Below are 22,635 nucleotides of genomic sequence, written 5' to 3' on the forward strand. Positions count from 1 at the left end.
GGTTGAGTCACTCGTTCTTCGACACCCCGAAGGACAACTCCTCCGGCGTCCGGCCGGCCCGCACCAGCTCCACCAGCGGCGTCGTGCGGCGTTAGGAGTCGCGTCCGACACGGTCCAGAGACCGGTCCACGCCGCTGAAGAGGAGGAAGACGACTCCGACGCCGATCATCGGGATGGCCAGACCGTGCAGGGCGCCGGAAGTGGCGCCGTCGTGAAAGAACGCGGCTATCAGGGCAGACGAGACCAGGGCACCGAGGTACATGAAGGTGCGCAGCAGTCCGGCGGAAGCCGCGATGCGGTTGGGGTCGGCCTGCGCGTACAGGGCGTTCTGGTTGGCCAGGCCGATGAGGCCGTTCGGAATGCCGAAGAGGGCGCCGACCAGGATCACCAGCCAGATCGGGCTATGGGAGTCGAGCAGGAGCAGACCCGTGCAGCCCAGGAGCTGGAGGAGGGATCCGGCGATGAGCCTGCCGCGCACCCGCGGACGCCGGCCGGTCAGGGCGGTGGTGATCACGACCGCCAGGGCTATGGCCATCTGAATGAGGCCGGCATGTGAGGCGCTGATCCCGCGCCCGTCTTGGAGCCACTGGGTGTAGCCGTACAGGAACGCGTACAAGACGGTGTAGCCCAAGAACTGTCGGCCGTACGTGGCGAGCAGCGGGGCATTGCCGCCCAGTACCCGCAGGTCGATGAACGGGGTGGTGGTCGCCAGCTCCCGGCGGACGAACACGGCACCGGTCACCGCCCCGATGACGAGCAGGTGCCAGTGCCCGGCGGACGGCTCCATCAGGAACAGCATGAACGCGGTGAGGGAGGTGGCGAACAGGGCCATGCCCGTGACGTCGATATGGACGTCGGAGGGGGTACTGCCCTCCTGGGCAGGTAGATCGCGCCCAGAAGGAGGCAGGCCAGGGAGAAGGGCACGTTGACCAGGAAGATCAACTGCCAGCCGCCCGCACCGATGAGGAGTCCACCGAGCGGGGGGCCGGCGACGGAGACCACCTGGCTGGAGATCGACAGGGTGACCAGGATCCCGGCGGGGCTCTTCATGCCGGTGCGGTCGGCTTCGGTGCGAAGCACGGACATCGAGGCCGGGTAGGCCGCGGACGTCCCCAAGCCGAGGAGCGCGCGAGAGACGACGAGGACCCACAACGAGGGGGCGAAGGCCCCCAGCAGGCCGGCGAGGCAGACCAGCGCGGTGCCGACGAGGTAGAGCCGGCGCGGTCCGAAGGCGTCAACGAGTCGGCCGATGACCGGTTGACCCACCGCCGTGGCGAGATAGAGCCCCGACACGAGCCATGCGGCCTGGGACGGCGGCACGCCGAAGGCGCGACCGATGGGAATCAGCGCCACTGCGAGCATCGAGGAGTTGACCGGATTGAGGACCGATCCCATCGCCATGGGGGGTACCAGACGGTAATCGAACGCCGCCGGAGCGGATGTGCGCCCCTGGCGCAGGCGTGCGGTGACGCGCACCCCTGGTCAACCCGTCGAGCACGGCCATGGCCGGGCGGGCGCCCTCACCGCGGTACGGGCAGGACGGCCAGCGGCACATGGTGCTGGCCGGCGTGCACGTCCCGGTCGCGAAGCGACCCTTGGCCGACGGGACGGGGGAACGAGATCTTGACGACCTTCAGCGATGGGACGCGGAACATGGCGACCGCGGCCTCGTCCACGCCGTAGAGCCGGGCGATGGTGCGCTCGTTGAGGAACGTCTCGTCGGCGGCGATACGGTAGCCGTCCGCGTCACGCATGAACAACTCCATGGTGACCCAGAACGGGCCGGCGTTCTTGGACCGGATCTCGTGGGCGAGGTCCGCGAGGGTCGTCTGGGGGGTGTCAGTCATGGCGCGGGATCTCCTCGAGGACGATGCGGAACATGTCGGTGGGGGTGATGGTGTCGACGGCGTGGTTGAGGACGAACTCGTACGCGGCGCCACGCTCGGTCTCCGCCGGGGAGGTGGCGAACGCGAGGCTGGGCAGATAGTTCATGTCGGCCGTCGGCAGGTGCAGCATCAGGGGGTTGGCGACCTTGGCGACGGCGGTGGCGGTGGCCTGGTCGGGCGCGTTGACGAGGAGCATGACCCCCACTTCCCGTGGCGGGCACGCGGCGGGGTCGAGGTCGCCGAGCACGGCGTTGTGGCCGTAGAGGCGCACGTCGAAGGCGTAGGCGTCGGGGCGCAGGCGCAGGGTCTGCTCCACCCGCTGCTCGATCATCGTGCGCAGGAGATCGGCCCAGGCCTCGATGTCGTTGAGGATGCGGGGGTCGCGGATCGCGCTGAACGACATCGTCTCGTAGCCGGTGATCCGGGCGCCCTCGAGCTTGACCGTGTGCTGGTCGGCGGTGTGGAAGCGCGAGCCCTCGACCCGTACCGCGCGGTCGTTCACGGCGGAGTAGGTGGCATCGCGGACGTCGAGGGTGCCGTCGGGTTCGCGCATCTGGAACGGGTCGGCGGTCTCGTAGAGCATGTGGGCGGCGACCGAGGTCGGCGTGCAGGCCGCCGCCGGGTCGAGCGGCTCGATGGTGAAGCCGCCGGCGTCGATGGTGGCGAGGACTCCTCCGGCGCGCGGGTCGGTGGTGCACTGGCCGCCGCATTCGACGATCTTGGCGGCGTGCCAGGTCGGTCCGGCGGGCATCCCCTTCATGAGCGGGTACGCCGCGGCGACGGCGGTGTCGGTGGCGCGGCCGGCCAGCACGACCCGGGCGCCCGCCTCGAGGGCGGCGACGATGGGTTCGTGGCCCATCATGGCGACGATGTGGGTGCAGCTCTCCAGCGTTTCCGACCGCAGGTCTCCCATGGGCGGCAGGGCGTGGATCCGGCCGGCGTCCAGGTGCCGTTCGAGCGTGCCCGCGTCCTGCTCGCTGTAGATCCGCGCGACCTTCAGTGCCAGGCCCTCTTCGGCCTGGATCTCGGCGACGATGCCGGCGACCCATTCGACGCCGCTGTCGGTGCCGCTGGTGCCGCACGAGCCGACGATCAGCGGGATGCCGGCGCGCGCCGCCGCCTTGAGCAGGCTGCGCAGGTCGCGGGCGACCGCGGCGGCCGTGGTCTTCGGGACGGACGCACCGAGGTAGTGGGGGCCGGAGTCGGTGCTTCCGCCGTCGACGGAGATCACGTCGGCGCCGAGGGCGAGGCCGCGCTCGATCGTCGCCTCGGCGAAGCCGGCGCCGAGCATGCCGCTGGGCACCAGCACGCTGACGGAGTCGACCGGTTCGTGGTTCATGGTCCTCTTTCCTCGTTGTCGCGTTTCGGGAGAAACAGGTGCTCAGCCGGTTCGGTCCGCGGTGGAGGCGGTGGGCAGGAGGTCGGCGTTCACGGCGAACCGGGGACGCCCCACTAGTGCGGCCACCAGTTCCGCCGCGCCCTCCAGGCCGGCCGCCGCCCGGGTCTCGGCGGTCTGTCCCGCCAGGTGGGAGTAGACGACGATGTCGTCCACACCACGCAGCGGGCTGTCGGCCGGGAGCGGTTCCCGGCCGACGACGTCGAGGGCGGCTCCGGCGATCCGGCCCGTGCGCACGGCGTCGGCCAGGGCCTGCTCGTCGACGACGGCTCCCCGAGCGGTGTTGACGAGGACGGCGGTCGGTTTCATCCGGCTGAACGCCGTGGCGTCGAGCAGACCCCGCGTCCGCTCGGTCAGCGCGGTGTGCACCGACAGGTAGTCGGCGTTCGCCAGCAGTTCGGGCAGTTCGACGAACCGCACGGTCGGATCGGTCCGCTCCGTCTCCGGCACGCCGGTCGTGCACAGCACCCGCATGCCGAACGCCTGGGCCAGCGGGACGACGGCCCGTGCGGCCGCGCCGTACCCGAGCAGTCCGAGCGTCGAGTTCCGCAGTTCGCGGCCGTGCCGCCTGGGCCAGTCGCCGGCCGCGACCGCCGTGGCGGTCTGCACCAGCCGCCGCGCCGCCGCCAGCAGCAGGCCGAGGGTGTACTCGGCGACCGCGTTGGCGTTGATTCCGGGCAGGTTGCTCACGGTGACGCCCAGCCGGCCCGCGGCCGCGGCGTCAATGGAGTCGTAGCCCACGCCGGTGCGCACGATGACGCGCAACCGGGGTGCCCGGGACAGGACTTCGGCGGTCAGGGGCTCGTGGCCGACGAGCGCCGCCTCGGCGTCGGCGAAGGCGGCGACGAGCCGCTCGGGATCGCGCACGCCGGCGAGGGACGCGTGCGCGGTGGTGTGGCCGCGGGTCCGGAGGTAGCGGTCGACCTCGTCCCCGGGACGCAGGTAGTCGGTCGTGATCAAGATGCGGGACACGTGTTCCTCATTTCTCGCGCCGCCTTCTTTCCGCCGGGCGGTCGGCTCCGCCGGACGGGCCTCGGCTGCCCGCTCATCCGACCGGGGCGGTGCGTCGTTGCACGGTGCCGATCCTCGCGACGACGGCAATGGCGACCGCGGTGATCAGGGCGATGTCGACGAGCATCAGGGTCCAGCCCGTGCCGTCGACCATCCCGCCGACCAGCGCCGGCCCCAGGAAGCCGCCGCCGGCCCAGCTGATGCTGTACATCCCGGCGTACGTGCCGAAGACCTGCGCGGACGGGGCGAGGTTCCACAGGACCACCGCGGCGTTGACCAGGAAGCTGCTCGCGCCCGCCGCCGCGAGGCACAGGGCCACGGTGACTCCCGCCGGTGTCTGGACGAGCGTTCCCAGCACCATCGCGGCGGCGAAGACCGCCATGCCCGCCGTGATGACGCGGAGCCGTCCGTAGCGCTCGGCGAGGACCGCCGCCGGGTACGCCGCCACGATGAAGGCGAGACCGCTGGGCAGCGTCAGCCCGCCGGCGTCACCGCGCGTCATGTCGAGCGCCTCCATCCCGAAAGGCGTCATCAAGGAGCGGGACGCGGCCCATGCGCTGCCGAAGAGCACGATCGCGACCAGGAGCAGCAGCCGGCTGCGGTCGGTGTCCGTGACGATCTCCAAGAGCATGTCCCGGACGCGCCGCCCCCGGCGCCCGGCCTCGGGGCCCGTCTCGTTCTCCTTCACCACGGCCCGGTAGGCCGGGGACCGGCTGTCGCGCACCGTCGCCGCGAGCACCGCGATGCAGACCAGCATGATGGCGGCGGGGATGGCGAAGGCGATGTTCGGGTGGTCGTCCACCAGGACGATGCTGATGAGCGCCCCGACGACGACCGTCAGGCTGGATGCGATCTTGACCGCGGCGTTGCCGCGGCTGCGGCGTTCCGGCGGGAGGAAGTCCGGGACGAGCGCTTCGGCGATCGGTTTGAAGGCGTTGGCCACCAGAGCGTAGGTGAACATCAACACCACCAGGAGCGGCAGTGAGGCCGCGGTGTGCGGAAGGACGGCGAACAGCAGGGCGGCGACGGGCATCCCGACCACCAGGTAGGGCATCCGCCGGCCCCAGGAGGTCCGGGTACGGTCCGACCTGTTCCCGATCCAGGGCTGGACGAAGATTCCCAGCAGATTGTCCATGCCCATCAGCATGCCGACCACGGCCGCGCTGGTGATGTGCTCCCGCAGAAGGGGCGGGACTTGGGATTCGTAGAAGTTCCAGGTCGACTCCTGTGCGAACACCGCGAGAGCGGCCAGGAACGTGATGCGTCGCATCCCTGAACGCTCCCGTGCTGACATCGTCGCCATGGGCGTCCCTTCGCGTCACCGCCCGCGGCGGAGGTGTTGGATGTGGTTCGTCTCGCGGGTGAGCGAGGTGGCGGATTCGGCCCGATCACGTGTCGATGTCGGCGACGAGGGTCAGGTCGTCCTCGACGCTGATCCGGCAGCCGGGCCCGAAGGAGCATGACGATTCGCGCTCCTCGAAGACCGCCGGACCGTCGATCACGGTTCCGGGGATGAGTGCGTACCGGTCCCAGACGGGGGCCGGGACCGGTCCCGCGCCCGGGAAGGACACCGTCCGGATCCCGCGGCTCGCCTCCCCGGGCTCTGGCGCGCCCGTCGACGGCACGTCGCGGCCGGGCAGTCGCATCGACAGGCGCCAGTTCACCACCTCCGCGGGCCCGTCGAGCGCACGGCCGAACACGGTGCGGTAGGTGTCCTGGAAGGCCGTCCGGACGCGTTCGGCGTCCGCCGGGCCGAGGTCACCGCCGGGCAGGTCGACCTCGACCTCGAACCCCTGGCCGAGGTAGCGCATGTCGGCGGTGCGGCGAACGCGCACGAGGGCGGGGTCGTCGGGCTCCAGCGTCGCGGTAGCCTGGCCCGCCATCTCCGCGTACAGCGCCGCGACGCGGGCCCAGTCGACGTCGGTGAGCGGCGAGGGCAGGCTGCGGACCGTGTCGACGGCGGGGTCGGCGACCAGGCATCCGTAGGCGGACATGACGCCGGCGCGCATCGGCACGATGACGCGGCGGATCTTCAGGGCCTTCGCCATCCCGTAGGCATGGACGGGTCCGGCCCCGCCGAAGGCCAGCAGCGCGAAGTCGGCGGGATCCGCGCCCCGCTCGGACAGGTGCATCCGGGCGGCGCCCGCCATGCTCTCGGTGGCCACCGCGACGATTCCCGCGGCGGCCCCGGGGGTGTCGAGCCCGAGGGGGCCCGCCACGTCCCGGTCCAGCGCCTTGCGGGCCTCGTTCGCCAGCAGCGGCATGTCGCCCCCGAGGAAGGTCTCCGGGTCAAGACAGCCGAGGGTCAGGTCGGCGTCGGTGACGGTGGGGTGCTCGCCTCCGCGCCCGTAGGCGACGGGGCCGGGGTCGGAGCCCGCGCTGCGGGGGCCGACCTTGAGCAGGCCGAGGGAGTCGGGTGCGGCGATCGACCCGCCGCCCGAGCCGATCTCGATCATGTCGGCGACGGTCAGGCGGACCGGAAGACCAGAGCCCGGCTTGAACCTGTCGACCCGGCCGGCCTCGAAGTCGTGCCTGATACGGAGCCCGCCCTCCTGGACGACGGCGATCTTCGCCGTGGTGCCGCCCATGTCGAAGGAGACGAGGTTCCGCTCGCCCAGCCGCCGGGCGACGGCGGCGGCGGCGATGGCCCCGGCCGCGGGGCCCGATTCGAGCAGCCGGACCGGGGACCTCCTCGCGTCCTCGAGAGTCGTGACGCCGCCGCCGGACAGCATGACGCGGAGGGGGGCGTCGATCCCCATGGCGGCCAAGCCGTCGCGCAGGTCGTCCAGGTAGCGCGACATCAGCGGCTGGACGTAGGCGTTGATGCACGCGGTGGTGGTCCGCTCGTACTCTCCGATGACGGGGGCGACGTCACTGGAGAGGGTGACGGGCAGATGCGGGTACTCCCGCGCGACCAGGTCGCGGACGCGGTGCTCGTGATCGGCGTTGCGGTAGGAGTGCAGCAGCGCCACGGCCAGCGCCCGGATTCCCCGGCCGGCCAAGTCCGCGACCGCCGTCAGGACCGCCTCCTCGTCGAGGGCCGTCTCCTCGCGCCCGTCCGCGGTGATCCGTCCCGGCACACCGCGGCGAAGGTCGCGGGGCACCAGCGGCGGGGCCGGCCGGGCGTGGAGGTCGGTGGTGTCGAACCTCGTCTCCCGGCCCATTTCGACGATGTCGCCGAATCCGCGTGTGGACAGCAGGCCCACGACGGCTCCGGTGCGCTCCAGCAGGGTGTTGGTCACCAGTGTCGTGCCGTGCACGATGCCCGCGATGTCGCCGGGCGCGGTGCGGGTCTCCCGCAGCAGGCGGCCGATCCCCGTGGTGATCGCCTCGTTGGGGGCGTGGGGGGTGGTGGGCAGCTTGCCGGGCCGGGTCAGACCACGACGCGGGTCGTGGAGCAGCAGGTCGGTGAAGGTCCCGCCGACGTCGACGCCGATCCGGACGGTGCGGCTCATCGGCCCGCCTCCCGGTTCTCGTACGCGTCCGGGTCGGCCGCGGGCAGGGGCTTCTCCGCGCGGATGGTGTAGCCGGCGAACTCGTCGGCGGCCACCAGAGCGGGCTCGCGTTCGTCCGCCGGGCCGAATCCGCCGCCGCCGGCGAACGAGATCACCACGGAGGCACCGGGGGCCAGCCGCGAGATGGACTTCAACGGGACACGTTCACCGGAGTCCAGGACGACCCGCGCGGCGGCGCCGGGCCCTCCCCCGGCGAGACCGAGTGCCGGGTGCCGCTCGCGGTCTCCGAGCAGGACCATCTGGACGGGGCGGCCGGTGGGGTTGCGCACCTCGACGTCCTGTCCCAGGCCGCCGCGGCGACGGCCCCGCCCGCCCGATCCGGCGCGCAGCTCCTTGCGCAGGAACCGCAGCGGGGACGCGGCTTCGAGCGCCTCGATGCCGCCGTTGCCCGAGTTGGTCGGGAAGGCGGTCGTGGACAGGCCGTCCGACTCCAGGGAGGCGCCCATGCCGGCATTGGCGAAGAGCATCAGGCTGAAGGGCCGGTCGTGGTCGTCGAGGCCGTCGAAGCGGACGCGCAGGGCGGGTGCGCCGCCGCTGTCGGCGATCACCCGGTCGGGCAGGACCGGTGCCAGTGCCCGGTACACCGCGCACGAGAGCAGGTGCCCGGTGAGGTGCCGTGCCACCACGGGGGCGGGGAAGGCGGGGTTGACGATGGTGCCCTCTGGGGCGGTGACCCGGATGGACCGGTAGGAGCCCCAGTTGGTCCGCGTCGCCGGATCCAGCAGGATCTTGAGCGGGTACATCGTGTAGGCGCGGGTGTAGTTGAGCGTCGAGTTGGTCGCGAACGGCACCTGGGGCGAACTGCCGGTGTAGTCGATCTCGACCTCGTCGTCCCGTACGGTCACCGTGCACGCGATGCGGGTGGGGTGGCCCTCGACTCCGTCCGCGTCCAGGGCGGAGCGGTAGACGCCGTCGGGCAGGCCGCGCACGGCCGCGCGCATCGCGGACTCGGTGGCCGCGTGCACGGCGGTGGCGAATCCATCGAAGTCGGGCTCGTCGAAGTCGGTGAGGAACTCCTGGGCGCGTCTGCGGCATACGGCGTGCGCCGCGGTCTGCGCTTCGAGGTCGCCCCACACCTGGTCGGCGAGGCGGATGTTGGCCAGCAGCAGGTCCTTGACGCCGCGCTGCACCCGGCCCGCGCGGAACAGGCGCAGCGGCGGGATCAGGACGCCCTCCGACATCAGGTCCGTGGCTCCCAGCGACGGGGTGCCGCCGATGTCGGGTGCGTGCGCCGCGGTGCCGGCGTAGGCGACGAGCCGGCCGCGGTGGAAGACCGGGGTGATCATGGCGATGTCCGGCAGGTGTCCCGTCGCGATCCAGGGGTCGTTGGTGATGACGCAGTCGCCGTCCCGCCACTCCCCGGCGGGGAACCGCTCGAGGACCACGGCGGTCAGCGAACTCATCAGCGCGGCGAAGGCGGGGATGCCGGCCCGGGACTCCGCCATCGTGCGCCCGTGGCGGTCCATGAGGACCACGGTGTAGTCGTTGGACTCTCGGATGATCGTCGAGAACGCCGTGCGGAGCATGGTGGCGGCCGCCTCGTCGGTGGCGGCGGCGAGACGGTCCCAGCGCACTTCCAGGCCGACGGGATCGGCAACGGATGCGGTCATGACGTCCTGCTGGTCCCTTCGTGCAGGTGGCCGGTCCGCGCGGTGCCGGTCCCCGCGCCGGCGGCCGCCGCGGGCGGGCTCACGGCGATGCGGTCGGCGATCGCCGTCCCCAGGCCCGCCGTGGTGCCGGGGCCGCCGAGGTCGGGGGTCAGCACCTCCGGCCGCTCGTCCAGTACGTCCTCGATCGCGGCCACCACTCGTGCCGCGGCATCGTGTTCGCCCAGGTGCGCGAGCATCATCGCGCCGCTCCAGATCTGGCCGACCGGGTTCGCGACGCCGAGGCCGGCGATGTCCGGCGCCGACCCGTGGACCGGCTCGAACAGGCTGGGGTGGGCGCGGTCGGGGTTGATGTTGGCGCTGGGAGCGATGCCGATGGTGCCGGTGCAGGCGGGCCCGAGGTCGGACAGGATGTCGCCGAAGAGGTTGCTGGCCACGACGACGTCGTAGTGCTGGGGCTGCAGGACGAACTTGGCGGCCAGGATGTCGATGTGGTCCTTGTCCGCCGTCACGTCCGGGTACCGCGACGCCATCGCGGCCGCCCGCTCGTCCCAGTACGGCATGGAGATCGAGATCCCGTTGCTCTTCGTCGCCCATGTCAGGCGCTTGCGCGGGCGAGCGGCGGCCAGGTCGAAGGCGTAGCGCAGCACGCGGTCGACGCCGGTCCGCGTCATCACGGTCTCCTGCACCACCGTCTCCCGGTCGGTGCCCTCGAAGATCCGGCCTCCGATGCTGGAGTACTCGCCCTCGGTGTTCTCCCGGACGACGTAGAAGTCGATGTCTCCGGGCCGGTGGTCGCGCAGCGGGCTGCGCACCCCGCGCAGCAGCCGGACCGGACGCAGATTGACGTACTGGTCGAACCCGCGCCGCATCTGCAGCAGGCTGCCCCAGAGCGACACATGGTCCGGGACGACCTCGGGCCATCCGACCGCGCCGAAGAAGATCGCGTCGAAGGCACCGAGCGTGGTCTTCCAGTCCGGCGGGAGCATCGTGCCCTGCCGCAGCCAGTAGTCGGCGCTGGCGAAGTCGAACTCGACGACGTCGAGTTCGAATCCGTGCGCCTCGGCGGCCGCCCGCAGGCACCTCAGGCCTTCGGGGACGACCTCCCGGCCGATCCCGTCGCCCGGGACGGCTGCGATGCGATAGCTGTGCGGCACCAATACGCTCCTCAGTCCACGTGATCGAGGCGCCCGGCGACGGCGGGAACGTCGTGGCTCCCACCGGGGCGCAACCCGGGGTCCTACCTTGGCCAGCGGAGATGCGCACCACAAGGCCGCAGTGAGCAAGGTAGGCTTTCCCTGGTGGAAAGCATCCGTCGTCCCGGGCGGCGCGCCGAGGCAAGCCGCTCATCGATGGACGATCTGTGGTTCTTCCAGGTGGTCGCCTCAAGCGAGACGCTCACCGCCGCGTCGCGTGAGCTGGGATGCTCCCTGTCCGTCGTCAGCAAGCGCCTGAGCGCACTGGAGCGGCGCCTCGACGTCCGGCTCGTCCAGCGCGGTGCCCGGCGGCTCGTGCTGACGTCCGAAGGCGAGCGGTACGCGGCGCGCACCCAAGCGATCCTCGACCAGGTGCGCGAACTGGAGGACTCGCTGGCCGGCCAGTCGGCGGAGCTGCGCGGCTCGCTGACCGTCGAGTCGACCATCGGCCTCGGACGGGCGCATGTGGCGCCGCTGCTCGGCGAGTTCGCGTCCGCCCATCCCGGGCTGCACGTGCAGCTGGAAACGTCCGCGCTCCCGCTACGCCCGCACCGCCGTACGTTCGACGTCGCCGTCCATGTGGGCACGCCCCCCGACTCGTCGCTGCGCATGCGCCGCCTGGCCACGAACCGGCGCGTGCCCTGTGCGGCGCCGTCCTACCTGGCCGAGCACGGTGCTCCGGCGGCCATCGAGGATTTGGCCGAGCACAACTGCATCGTGCTGCGCGAGAACGAGAGCGACTACGCGCTCTGGCGCTTCGGGGACGCGGCCCGTCCCCGGCATGTGCGTGTGCACGGCGGCCTGTCGAGCAACGACGGTGACGTGGTGACCGACTGGGCGCTGCAGGGGCGCGGCGTGATCATGCGCTCGGAGTGGCACATCGGGCCGTATCTCGAACGCGGCGAGCTGGTCCGGGTGCTGCCGCACTTGCCGACGCCGGCCGCCGACATCTACGCGCTGCACGGGGACGACGGGCATGTCCCGCGGCGGGTCGGCCGGTTCATCGACCACCTCGCGTCCGGCCTGCCGAGTCGGCTGAACCGCGCGACGGAGGCCGGCGACGCGTGAACTGTTGACAACTCGCTGCAGGTACTGGGTGAACAGGTAGAACACGCCGACCACGCCGGTCCCGACGAGCAGTAGCGCCACGAGCGAGACGATGATGCGCCGGTTGCCGAGCGAGGTGAGGTCGAAGAGTGGATCACATATGCGGCGCTGCCGCCGCACGAAGAGGGCCAGCACAAGCCCTCCGGCTGCGGCGATGGACAGGTCAGGCCAGGCCGACCCGGTGCCGGTCTCCCGCCCGGCGGCGAGTTCCTGCAGCCCGTAGACCACGGCGAGGGCATGAGCGTGGCGCCGGCGACGCCCAGCAGGGCGCGGGCCGTGATGAGCATCTCGGCGTTGACCGAGAACGCCGCCAGGATCGACGTCGCGGCGAACGCGGCACTGCCCGTCAGCAGCAGCCGCCGAGGTCCGATGCGGTCCCCCAGGCGTCCCATGGTGATGAGGGTTCCGGCGATCACGAACCCGTAGACGTGCACGATCCACAACGCCTCGGACGCGCTCGTGTCCAGATCCGCGCTGAGCGTGGGCAGCGCGAAGAACAGCACCGTCAGATCGGTCGAGAGCGTCAGCATCGGCAGGACCAGCAGGGCGAGCCCGGCCCACTCCTTCTTGGTGGCGCGTCCGCCGGCGGTGTGTTGTGCACCTGCACTCCTCCACGAGTATCGTTTCGTGTCGTCACGTAATCATAGAGGACGTCGAGGCGCGACCGCCGCCCCAGGACCCGGGCAAGCATTACGTCGCGCAACGGAACCACTAGCCTGAGCCCATGTCGGACCCGCGAAGCCCAGAACCGAAAGGCGCCGGCGGACGGCCCCGCGACCGGCACATCGACGAAGCCGTCATCGCCGCGGCCCTGGCGATCCAGAATGAGGAGGGCTACGCCGGCGTCTCCCTGGAAGCGGTGGCGCGGCGGGCAGGCACCTCCCGCCCGGCGATCTACCGTCGCTGGCCTGGGCGTGCGCCCTTGGTGCTGGCCGCGGTCGCGGACCGCCTGGACGTGCCCACCCCGCCGGACACCGGATGCACGCTGTGTGACTTAGCCGAGGGCCTCAACGTCTTCCTCGCGGTCTACCGCACCATCCGGCCCGACGTCCTCAGCGTGCTCTACGCCGAATGCGCGCCCGACCCCGACTTGCGCCGCCTGTACCTGCGGACCATCGTCGAGCCCGCCCGCGACGCCGTCGGCCGGACGCTGGACCGTGCGATCGCCAGAGGCGACCTGCGCAGCGAGATCGATCGGGACCTGCTGCTCGACATCGTCGGCTCGCTGGTGCAGTACCGCGCCATGTTCGGACGCGAGCACCTAAAAGACGACGAGGCCGAACGCGCCATCGAGGTTCTCCTGCGGGGGGCGGCGGTGGACTATCCCGCCCTCCTCGCGCACAGCGAAGCCCTGGAGCGAGAACACCTGGACCGCCCCGGCGTGCGCCACGTCCACTCCCCGCGGGCCGGGAGTTAAAGAGAGTCTCCAGCCGCCGCTACGCTGCCGTCCCTGGACGGGTCACTGAACGTGCAACTCGGCCAGGGATCTGGGAATCAGCCGTTCCTGTCCGCGGAACCGGGTGACCCAGGCGCTGATCTTCCCCTGGTTTTCCGGACTCGACTGTTGGGAGACTGCGGGCAGGCCGGAGGCGGTGAAGCGCCGCGCCAGCGTCGCCCGGTAGCGCGGTTCAGCGGTCCGTCGAGCGCAGGGTCTCCTCCAGGTCCCGTGCACCCGCGAGGGTCTCGGCGAGAGCCCCGCGCTCGGCGTCGTCGAGCGGCGTGTCCCGGACCCTCGCCAGCAGCGCGTTCGCGCGGTCCGTGTCGTCCAGCCGGATCGCCAACTCTGCCCGGTAGACCAGCGCGTCGACGAGTTCGGCGGCGGAGGTGGTGTCCCGCTCGCTTCCGAGGGCGGTATCGAGGATTCGGGCCGCCTGCCGATGGTCGCCCTTGGACTCGCCGAGGACGACCGCGTTCTCCATCGATCGGGCGAGCTTGCTCCGGGCGCGCTCGGCCGGCTCGGTGGTCGCTGAGGACCGGTGGGAGGAGAGCCCGGCGGAGGGGAAGATCCGGATCCAGTTGCCGCCCGGGTCGACGTCGTGCCGGCGCCGGAAGCGATAAGACCGCCGATCCGGCGCAGCGTGCCGAGCGCCGCGTCCAGCTCGCCCGGCGGCAGATGCTCGGCGATCCGGTTCGCCCAGGCGGCCTGCCGCCTGTCGACGTAGGCCAGCGCCTCGCGCCCCTCAAGGGTCAGCTCCATCAGCTCACCAAGTCCGAGATGACTTGCGCGGACGGCGTCAGCATGTGGCGATCCCGTCGAAATGACAGGGCACTATCAATATGGCGCCATCGCCCTGGCTGCTAGGGGTTCGTGTGCCCGTAGCGGCGCGCCACTTCATGGAACGCCTCTTTCGGCTCCCAGCCGGGGGCGTCGGCGGCTTGCCTCACCACACCGAAACCGGCCATGTCCAGGTCGCGGCGGGGGTCCGGATGGTGGGCAAAGCCGGGCATGGAGAAGGTGAAGACGAAAGCGCCGTGGACGCCTTCCGCCGTGTAGAGGTCGATGAGTTCGGCCAGGTAATCGGCCTGCGTGCGCTCGTCGCGCACGTGGCCCTCCTTGACGCGGGGCGGGTCGGTGAACCAGTTCACGATCAGGAACGAGGCGGGTCCCCGCCGCTGCGCGCCCCGATGCGCGCCGCATCCGAACTCGGTGATGACCACCGGCTTGCCGTTCTCATGGAGAGCCCGCAGCCGCTCCCGGTAGCCGGCGAGATCGTCACCCTGACGGTAGAGGTTGACGCCGACCAGGTCGAAGCCCGACCAGTCGACCCTCTCCCAGGCGCCCGCCGCATACGTGACCGGGCCCTGGAACCCGCGGCGGGCGACCGCGACGGCCGCGGCGAGCAGCACGTTCAGCTTCCGCGTGATCCGCCGATCGAACAGGCGCCGCAACCGGGGCCGTACCAGCACCTGGAGGCGGACGAACACGCGCGGCCCCGGGAGCATGCCCGGCGACGTCAATGAGAACTCGCTGCCGACCAGCAGCGTGACCCGGCCCGGATACTCAAGGCGCAGCTTCTCGGCTTCCACCGCCGTCTTCGCCAGATGGGCGAGAAGCTCCCGGTGCGGGCGGTCCGGCAGGTAGGGCCGGATGTAGACGTCCAGCCCGGTCTCCAAAGCGCATCGCGCAGCCTGGATCTGCTGCGAGGCATCGGTCCCGATCAGCATCACTGTCGTGCAGTGCAGGTCCGCGGCGATGGCGCGCAGATCCCGGCCTACGAGTTCGCTCGGCCTGTCGTCGACCGTGTACGAGATCCCCTTGACGTCCATGCCCCGTCGTCCCTTCGCCGGAGACCGGCCACCCGGCTCCACACGCTAGGGACGCCCTCCCGCCCCGGCATCGTCCACCCGGCCATCCCCGATAAACCTAAGTCGACCGGCGTCGCACCGCACCCCACGGCAGCGCGTCGTTCCCGAGCCCGTGCCGCCGCGCCCAGCCGAGATCACCGCAACGGATTCTCGGAGTACACGCCGAATCCAGCACGCCGAACATCGGCATGGTGATGCGAGTACCGCCTGTGTTCGTCTATCTGGTCGTCCCCGGTCACGCCTGTTTGTTCTCCGGCGAGACCCGCCCGGGCCAGTACGCCGGCCGCCGCCAGCAGAGAGAGGGACGCGGACCGTTTCTGCCGAATTCCGGCACGCGCCCCGGTCGGCCCCTCCCCTACCTCGGCAGGGGAGGGGCCGCAACAGCTCCTGGCGGTCGACGTCGGGTCTCCACAGATCGCTAACTGCTGTGCGCAGGGTCCGGATCAATGGTCCCGTTCGAGCAGAATCGGTGGAATGGTGGATTAATTCCGGGATTGGCTGGTATGTATGATTGAATTACCCATGGATTGCCGGAGCGCTCATCTGTGTTTACGGACTCGCACTGGCCGAAGGCCGTGTTCGACCCGGCGGCCGGGATCATACTGAATTGGAAGAAGTTTCCGCGAAGTATGGGCCCTGCACTTCCACTTTGACGGCCGTCTCTGTCTATGGCACTGCCGTTGTGATACAGATACTGGTCCGGCATCCAACCTGCGCGCAGGAGCGGTGAGTAGGGGTCGGTCTTGCGGACGGATCCATCCGCGCAGGCGAGGAAGAACAGTTCCTGCCAGATGGGTGGAGCGTCGGTGAACAGCGACGAACCGATCGCCGGTACAGGTCCGGGATTGAAGAAGAGGTCTCGGACGTCCTCGGCAAGTTCTTTGACTCCGGAAGGGATGCGCGCGTCGCCCTTGACCCGGTTGGACCACGCCTCCATGGCACCGGTGGGCCCGGATTGACTGAGCATCGGGCGATATCCGATCGATCCGCCCCCTGAGGTCAGAGCCTTGACGCACGAGGCGTTGGTCTCAGAGGGGCTTCCTGAGGTGTCGGTCAGCTGGGGTGCTATACCGGCATAGGCATATGCCCGGCCAGGGAGTCTTCCGTCCACACTTGGATCGGCGGCTCGCCAGGCGCCGTCGTGCCTGTTGAGGTCCGGCATCCTGTACCAGAGGCGAGGTTTGGCTATGGCGTAGTCCTGTTCGACCGCCCTGAACAGATTACGCACGAACTCCGGCAGGTGTGTATTGCCCGTCCGATGCTCGTACTCGGCGAATTCGCTGCCCGGAATGATTTTTCCGTCGTCGCCGGTAACGAAGGACACCGATGCCTTCAGCTTGATCTTGAACCGGTCTTCGTTGTCGAACCAGTTCGGCCGCCGGCTCGTGGTCGGCCGGTCGGTGTGGGGCTGCGCAAAGCCGATCCATGTCCCGATGCTGTTTCCGTCGGGATGGTCGACCGGATCGGTTCCCGCGGCTTCGACCTGCTGTTTCCATGTTGTAACCGCTTGCCTTGTCGCTGTACCGAGGGTGGTGGAGGACAGAATGCCGTCCGCTGACTCGCGGGCCCATTGGTAGAGGCTGTTGCGATTGGCCAGGGGGCCTGCGAGCCACGACCCGGGCGGGGCGGTGTCGATGTCCTGGTCTTCGTCGAAGACGGCGACGGCCTCGACGTTCTCTTCGTGGTATTGGCCGGCGACGGGAATGAAGGCGACGGAGTCCCAGGCGATCCTGGCGGTACCGTCGCCGTCCGGGGTGAGGTTGCTGAGACTGACCTGAGGCTTGGTGCCGTTGAACATGAAGGTGCCGATGTTCACCCAGCGGTTTCCTCCGGGGCCTTCCTGGCGGACGATGCGCCGGCGCTCACCGCCTGAGGCGTTGACGCGATATGTGGCGAGCCTGGTGCGGGCGCCCGGATCGGGAATGTGCACCATGATCTTCATCGGGCCGGTGCGCGTGTGATCCAGCGTCCAGGTGCCGATCGCTTCGCGGCCGCCGGCGGTGTGGGTATTGCTCATCCAGAAGTGGCCGCCGTAGGCGGCGCCGATCTGATGGACGTCGATCTTGCCGGGGTAGGTTCCGTTGGCGGCCTGTTTGAAGGTGAACCTGAAGTTCCCCGGGCTAGGCGGTTTGGTGCAGCCCGGACGGATCGAGGGGGTCGACTGGGGAAGGTTGTCGACGACCACGGCATTGGAGGGCAGGCCGTTGAGCGTACAGACCGGTGGATAACTGGCGGCGTCCTCCTGGTAGGCGTATCCGGGGTCGAAACGCAGCAGCTCGTTGCCGCAGGTGACCTCGCAGGTGGGTTTCCAGGTGTTTGGTTCGTGATACCAGCATTTCAGGTCGTACTGACCGGCGCTGTTCTTGTGCGCGCATGGGCCTGCCGGCTCGCCGATCACCTCCGGGGCGTCCGGCGTGTGGGACTCCCCAGGACGGCACTGGTTGCTGGCGTCGCAGAACTGCGTCAGCGGCGGTTTGACGTCACGCCGATCCTGCTCGGTCAGCCACCAGGCGGGCTGGAACGCGTGGATCAGGTTGCCCGGAGTCTCGATGAGCTCGATCGGGTGACCGGCGAAGCCCATCACCTTCTCCGGATATGGCCAGTCCTGCGGATGCGCCGCGTCCTCGTAGGAGAACTCCATGAACGGCAGACGATCGGCCGGATAGTTGGGGTTGACCGGGTTGTTGAGCCAGCCCACCCCCCACGGCCGCCCGTCATTCTTGTTCGGATGAAAGCCCGAGTTGTAGGCCCACACGGCGAAGAACCAGTTCTCGATCCGATCGGAAGCGCCGTCATTGATCACCAGCCCTGCACGGCGGGTCTGGTTCCATTTGTCCTGCAGGATCTGCAAGCCTTTGGCGATGTTGGCGGCGAAGTCCAAAGCGATCGCCCGCTGCTGGTCATAGGGCAGCGCCACCTCGCCCGGCCTTTCCTTGCCTGCCAGGCGCATGCCGTCGGTGACCTGCGTGACGCCGTAGCCGCAGTCGGCATCGCCCCAGTTGATCGTCCAGTCGTCACCCTCGTCGCTGTTGTAGTAGTCGATGCCGAAGTAGTTGCCGATCAGTGGGTTCGCCGTCACCCCGGGCACCGCGTAGCGAGCGGCCTGCCACAGGTTGGATTCCTGGGCCGTGATCCCCAGAAAGACCTGCGCCGGCACGAAGCCGCCACCTTCCATCTGCCTGGGCGGGAAAAGCCCCTGGGGTGTGTAAGCGGGCATGCCGAGGTTCTTCCAGTTGGCCGGCCGCCGCACGGTCAGCACTCCACGGATTGCCTGGTCGACTGCCCATTCCACCTGGCGGGGCTTGGGCTGCATGGCCTGGTTGCGCGGGTCGTTGCGGGCCACCGAGCAATAGCGCTGGTCGCCGTCGGCCGGGTCGTTCGGATCACCCGCCGCGGCCGTCCCCACGCCCAGCGCCGGACTGAGCTGCGCGCCCCGGCCGGCGTCGGCGGTCGGCGTGGCCGACAAGGTGAAAGTCTTGTCTGTCGACAGCGACGTCGCGGTGATGTCCACCCGCTGGGGCGCGGCCGGATCGTCGGGCGCCACCCGCAGATCCTTGGTGTGTGCTCGCAGTACCGAGGTGACCGCCAGATCGCCGGACAGTGACATCGCGGCATTGTGGGACACCTTGGCGAGCTTGACGCTCGGCGGCGGTGTCGTGCGTGCCTTCGAAGCTCGGGTGCCGGTGACGAAGACCCGGCCGCCGCGGGAGGAGCGTACGCTCAGGTCCGTGGTGGCGCCGGTGGCCAAGGTGGTGACCGCATTACCCGCCTTCATGTCTACCCGGCGCACGGCGGATGTCCGCTGATCCTCCAGCTGAGCGTAGGTCACGCCGCCGTCAGCATCGGCGGCCAGCCGATACGGCACGCCCTTGGCCGGCGCCAGCACCGTGCGTTTGCCATCGGAGTGCACCCGCACCAGCGCGCCGGAATCGGCCGCCACGATTCCGCCCTTGGTCGGCACCGCCGAGGTGAGCTGGCCGGGCACCTGAATCGGCTTGGCCAGACGACCGTTGGTCGTATCGAGTTCGAGCAGCCGGGTGGCCCCGAGGTCCTCGGCGCCGCTCTGGGTGAGAACGGCCGACTCCGACGGGCCGCAGCCGGGGTTGAAGTACGCCAGCGTGCTCTGCACGGGCAGCTTGCGCACCGGGCCGCCGTTGAGGTCCACGATGGCGGCGAAGCCACCGCGCTCCATCAGCTCGGCCTTGTTGGTAAAAGTGCGCGGCGCGTACACCACGACCGCCCGATCGCCCGAGGCCGTCACGCACATGTTGCCGATCCAGGCGTCGGTGTCAAAGCCCGGCTCTGACAATGAGGCCACCGTCCGCCACCGGTAACCGTCCTTGGCGTCGGCGACCAGCACGTGAAACCCGGTGGCATCCCCGGTGGTGGTCACCGCCCGATCAGACGACTTCTGCCAACCGCTGCCCAGCAGGTCACCTCGCTTGCCCACACCGATGCTCTCGGGTGTGGCCGGCCCCGCGATATCTGTGTTGGTGGACGGCTGCGCGGGCGCGGCGAGAACAGCGGTCGGCGCGACCAGCAAGGTGACGAGGGCGGACACTACGGTGAGGAATTTTCGAGCATTCAAGGCTTCCCCTTTGTGGATGGAGCCTCATTGATCAGATGTTGGCCGAGCTGAGAAGCGGATACGACGCCTGAACGGCGTCCGTGTCCGTATCCAACTCCTGCCGGTCCGGTTCCGCCCCGCAGGGTGTCCGGACTGGCCGTTTCCGTTGTCGCCTGCGTCAGCGTCCACCGGCTCGATCGTCGTGCTGCCCTGCGCGGCCGGTACCCCGACTCGGTGCGATGGGTGTCAGAGGTCGAGGCAGGAACACAAACGGGTGGCGGGCGGCAGCACCTGCCCCAGGACCCCACACTTCGTCGCCGGTTAAGACCCGCTACAGGTTACAGGTCCATATGTAATAGATCGGATTCCAGTTCACGACGTCATGCCTGCCGCTCCAGAATTTGGCATACACATTCCTCGACGCGTCATAGAAACGCACCTCAAAATCTCCGCCATTCTTGCTGTGGAAGGTCCCGGACACCTTGTGTAGACGCCATGTGACACACCCCTTCCCGTATAGCCACACGACCTCGTACCGTGGGGACCCCGTATATCTGTCGATCTGGATGGTGCAGAACACAGTGCACCTGGCAACGGCTGCTCGCGCGCGCTCGGCACCCGCAGGAGTAAAGGGAAAGAACTCGTTGCTAAACCGCGCATCTCCTGACTCGACGTAGAACCCCGGAGCGAGATCCGCACTATGGGGCGACGCGGACGCCGCCGGCATGGCGCCGGACGGAAGAGACGAGATGGTGACAGCGAAGCCTGCCGCCAGTACCGATACTCCCTTAACTAGGTGTCGCCATGCGTTGACTGTTGCGAGCATCGAACCCGGTTTCCTTTCGTTACTCACAGTTTGCCGGCCTCCGGCATCACTGTTGCCTCTGCTTGTGTCGTTTCCTTGTCCGGGGATTTGAGGCAGCCAGGTGTGCAGGCCTTCTGAGATTGCCCGCCACTTTCACCCTGTGCTCGTTGCAGCTCCACCGGAGGAAGGTCTGTGAATGCGTTGAAACCCGGTTGCTCCTCCGTGTTGTTGGTGCTTGCGCGCCTGATGGCACTCGCTTCGGTCGGCCTTTCTCAAGCGTGCAGGTCGCGGCGGAGCCTGTCTTTCAAGTGCGTGCACAGCTCTTTAGCCTGCGTGCCCGATTGCGCACGGTCGGCGGAACCGGCGCGGGCACAGGACGTAGGCGCTGCGGAACGCCTGCCTGAAATGCGGGAGCACCCCTGCTGGACGAATGGGCCTACGCCCGCCCATATACCTGCGAAACCGAACGCCGCGAGGCGCTTCTTCCCTCGTAGCGTGGAGACCTGAACCAGCGGATCGGGGACGGTCTGGCCGGCTTCACCGGGCTGATGACCGGGCGACGCCGCCGTGCCGACCGACACGCCTGCGTTCGCTGTTGCGCGAGTTCTACCGACGGCGCCGGCCGCGTTTCCCACCTGGCCCATGCCGCAGCGCTCACCGTGCTCAAGGCCGCGCCCGGACCGCGCCAAGCGGCCAAGCTCACCCCTGCCCTGGTGACCGTGCTGTGGCACCGGGCCCCGCGCCGCAACGAGCCCGGGCTGGCCGAACGGATCTCGACCACCGACTACGAGACCTTGGCATCCAGCGCCGAAGCCATGATCCACATCGCGGTGATCGACAACGCAAGCAAGTGCATAACCGGCGAAACCACACCTACCTGGCGAGGCATCTACTAGGGCATACGGAGCAATCAGCTCAAATCAAACGCCCTCTTACTCTGCGCGCACTGTCGCGCACTGCTGGCGGAACTGGCGTGGGGAGAGACCGTAGGCGTTACGGAAGGCCTGGCTGAAATGCGCAGGGCCGGTGAACCCCCACCGGGCCGCGATCGCGCTGATCGGGTGGGCGGCCAGCCGCGGGTCGGCCAGGTCGCGTCGGCACCGCTCCAGGCGGCGCCGGCGGATGCAGCCGGCCACGGTGTGCCCTTCGGTGTGGAAGAGCTTGTGCAGGTGGCGCACGGAGATGTGGTGGGCTGCGGCGATGGCGCCCGGGGTCAGCCGGGGGTCGCTGAGGTTGTCCTGGATGAAGGCGTGGATCTGGGTCAGCAGCAGGCGCTGCCCGGTGTGGGGTGGCACGGCGCTGTGGGCGTCGAGCACGTGGGCGAGCGCTGCGGTCAGCAGGTCGAGCATAGGGGTGGACAGTCTGGCATTGTCGGCTGGGCTGAGTTCGTTCATGTGTCGGGCCAACTGCAGCAGGAACTGCGAGAACAGCGCCCCGATGCCCTGGTCGCCCGGAATGCGGACCGCGGTCAGTTCCCGCAGTCCGCGCTCGGGTAACGGCAGCAGCGAGCGCGGAAACTGCAGGACCAGGGACTGAGCCGCCGTATCCCCCGGCGCAAGCCTGGTCAGGTAGGGACGCGAACTGTCACGGAGGACCAGATCCCCGGCAAGTAGCTGCGCGCGGCGGCCGTCTTGCTCTCCCAGTAATCGACCGTGCACGGCGCAGTTCAGAAAGTACGTTTCGGGATCGGACTGGCGGATCAGCTTGGGTGTGCGGTGGACCGAAAGCGGCGTCGTGGTCAGCAAGACCGCCTGAACAGAGCCGAACCCGCTGAAACTGGCCTGAGCTCGAAATCCGCTTTCCAGGTGCGAATCGCAGCGCGCATCGAGGGGCACCCACATCTTCGAGGTCACCTCGTGCCAGAAGGCGAACCGGTCTTCCGTCGGGACATCGGCGGTGCTGACCACGTCCATAACCCCACCACATTGTCGAGAGCCGTGAAGCCCAATCCTCAGCGAAACGTTTCCGCCGTCATCCGCCGCCCGACGCAGGTGCCTGTACCGCTGCCGGGGTAGCCATACGCCGACCGCAGTCCTGACGCGTTCAGGTTCGCAGAAGACCTCCCACCGAGGCCTCCCCCGCGAGACCGAGGCGGTCTCCCCCACCGGGGGGATGTTCACACCTCACAGGAAGGACCGTGGAAGGCGATCGTCAACCGCGGACCGCGACCTGCTGTCGCTGGATCGGTGGTCCTTCGTGGCAGTGGGCGCAGGCGTCCCGCCGCCGGTAATAGCCGTGA

17 protein-coding genes are annotated in these 22,635 nt (G+C 69.5%); 3 read left to right on the top strand and 14 right to left on the bottom strand.

The genetic code is table 11. The annotated features are described in order from the left end of the window. Positions 1–91: 91 nt before the first annotated feature. The 9 genes from ACTWPP_RS39365 to ACTWPP_RS39405 all read right to left on the bottom strand — a co-directional run bounded on the left by ACTWPP_RS39365 (position 92) and on the right by ACTWPP_RS39405 (position 10,572). Positions 92–832 (bottom strand): hypothetical protein, encoded by a 741-nt coding sequence (locus ACTWPP_RS39365; RefSeq protein ID WP_443109551.1) that lies wholly within the window; start codon positions 830–832, stop codon positions 92–94. Beyond that, on the bottom strand, positions 787–1,476 hold the full coding sequence (locus ACTWPP_RS39370; protein WP_443109552.1) for an MFS transporter: 690 nt from the start codon (positions 1,474–1,476) through the stop codon (positions 787–789). Before ACTWPP_RS39370 ends, ACTWPP_RS39365 begins: the two co-directional genes overlap by 46 nt. A gap of 44 nt (positions 1,477–1,520) precedes the next feature. Next, the gene (locus tag ACTWPP_RS39375; protein ID WP_443109553.1) at positions 1,521–1,847 is read right to left on the bottom strand and encodes a DUF4387 domain-containing protein; all 327 of its coding nucleotides are present in this window, start codon (positions 1,845–1,847) and stop codon (positions 1,521–1,523) included. Beyond that, positions 1,840–3,225, bottom strand: coding sequence for an acyclic terpene utilization AtuA family protein (locus ACTWPP_RS39380; RefSeq protein WP_443109554.1), 1,386 nt, complete (start codon positions 3,223–3,225; stop codon positions 1,840–1,842). The genes ACTWPP_RS39375 and ACTWPP_RS39380 overlap by 8 nt, the downstream gene beginning before the upstream one ends. Before the next feature lie 42 nt (positions 3,226–3,267). Beyond that, positions 3,268–4,254, bottom strand: coding sequence for an NAD(P)-dependent oxidoreductase (locus ACTWPP_RS39385; protein ID WP_443109555.1), 987 nt, complete (start codon positions 4,252–4,254; stop codon positions 3,268–3,270). A 73-nt stretch (positions 4,255–4,327) separates the two neighbouring features. Then, on the bottom strand, positions 4,328–5,563 hold the full coding sequence (locus tag ACTWPP_RS39390) for an MFS transporter (RefSeq protein ID WP_443109556.1): 1,236 nt from the start codon (positions 5,561–5,563) through the stop codon (positions 4,328–4,330). 118 nt (positions 5,564–5,681) lie between these two features. Beyond that, positions 5,682–7,748 carry a hydantoinase/oxoprolinase family protein gene (locus ACTWPP_RS39395; protein WP_443109557.1) on the bottom strand — a complete coding sequence of 689 codons (2,067 nt, stop codon included), beginning with the start codon at positions 7,746–7,748 and terminating at the stop codon, positions 5,682–5,684. After that, positions 7,745–9,418: a hydantoinase B/oxoprolinase family protein gene (locus ACTWPP_RS39400; protein ID WP_443109558.1), complete on the bottom strand. Its 1,674-nt coding sequence runs from the start codon at positions 9,416–9,418 to the stop codon at positions 7,745–7,747. Before ACTWPP_RS39400 ends, ACTWPP_RS39395 begins: the two co-directional genes overlap by 4 nt. Continuing rightward, positions 9,415–10,572 (bottom strand): tartrate dehydrogenase, encoded by a 1,158-nt coding sequence (locus tag ACTWPP_RS39405; RefSeq protein ID WP_443109559.1) that lies wholly within the window; start codon positions 10,570–10,572, stop codon positions 9,415–9,417. Before ACTWPP_RS39405 ends, ACTWPP_RS39400 begins: the two co-directional genes overlap by 4 nt. A gap of 144 nt (positions 10,573–10,716) precedes the next feature. Between ACTWPP_RS39405 and ACTWPP_RS39410 the strand changes: the two genes are divergently transcribed. Then, complete coding sequence (locus ACTWPP_RS39410; RefSeq protein WP_443109560.1) at positions 10,717–11,679, top strand: LysR family transcriptional regulator; 963 nt, start codon at positions 10,717–10,719, stop codon at positions 11,677–11,679. On the opposite strand, the gene ACTWPP_RS39415 is transcribed toward ACTWPP_RS39410, so the two are convergent. Beyond that, a complete protein-coding gene (locus ACTWPP_RS39415) occupies positions 11,562–12,248 on the bottom strand; it encodes an MFS transporter (RefSeq protein ID WP_443109561.1) in 687 nt (228 codons plus the stop codon). The two genes, ACTWPP_RS39410 and ACTWPP_RS39415, sit on opposite strands and share 118 nt — an antisense overlap. 194 nt (positions 12,249–12,442) lie before the next feature. Here ACTWPP_RS39415 and ACTWPP_RS39420 point away from each other — a divergent pair, with 194 nt between their 5' ends. Then, positions 12,443–13,135, top strand: coding sequence for a TetR/AcrR family transcriptional regulator (locus ACTWPP_RS39420; RefSeq protein WP_443109562.1), 693 nt, complete (start codon positions 12,443–12,445; stop codon positions 13,133–13,135). Positions 13,136–13,346: 211 nt separating this feature from the next. Here ACTWPP_RS39420 and ACTWPP_RS39425 read toward each other — a convergent pair whose 3' ends face one another. The 3 genes from ACTWPP_RS39425 to ACTWPP_RS39435 form a co-directional block, all read right to left on the bottom strand. Beyond that, positions 13,347–13,637, bottom strand: a complete 291-nt coding sequence (locus ACTWPP_RS39425) for a hypothetical protein (protein ID WP_443109563.1) — start codon at positions 13,635–13,637, stop codon at positions 13,347–13,349. Positions 13,638–14,016: 379 nt separating this feature from the next. Further along, positions 14,017–14,985 (bottom strand): hypothetical protein, encoded by a 969-nt coding sequence (locus ACTWPP_RS39430; RefSeq protein ID WP_443109564.1) that lies wholly within the window; start codon positions 14,983–14,985, stop codon positions 14,017–14,019. Positions 14,986–15,442: 457 nt separating this feature from the next. Then, positions 15,443–19,612, bottom strand: a complete 4,170-nt coding sequence (locus ACTWPP_RS39435; protein ID WP_443109565.1) for a golvesin C-terminal-like domain-containing protein — start codon at positions 19,610–19,612, stop codon at positions 15,443–15,445. 1,332 nt (positions 19,613–20,944) lie between these two features. Here ACTWPP_RS39435 and ACTWPP_RS39440 point away from each other — a divergent pair. Continuing rightward, positions 20,945–21,292: a hypothetical protein gene (locus ACTWPP_RS39440; protein WP_443109566.1), complete on the top strand. Its 348-nt coding sequence runs from the start codon at positions 20,945–20,947 to the stop codon at positions 21,290–21,292. Positions 21,293–21,328: 36 nt separating this feature from the next. On the opposite strand, the gene ACTWPP_RS39445 is transcribed toward ACTWPP_RS39440, so the two are convergent. Next, the gene (locus tag ACTWPP_RS39445; RefSeq protein ID WP_443109567.1) at positions 21,329–22,309 is read right to left on the bottom strand and encodes a helix-turn-helix domain-containing protein; all 981 of its coding nucleotides are present in this window, start codon (positions 22,307–22,309) and stop codon (positions 21,329–21,331) included. Positions 22,310–22,635 lie beyond the last annotated feature (326 nt).

The sequence above is a fragment of the Actinomadura sp. 3N407 genome (assembly GCF_052245875.1).
Taxonomy (GTDB): Bacteria; Actinomycetota; Actinomycetes; order Streptosporangiales; family Streptosporangiaceae; genus Spirillospora.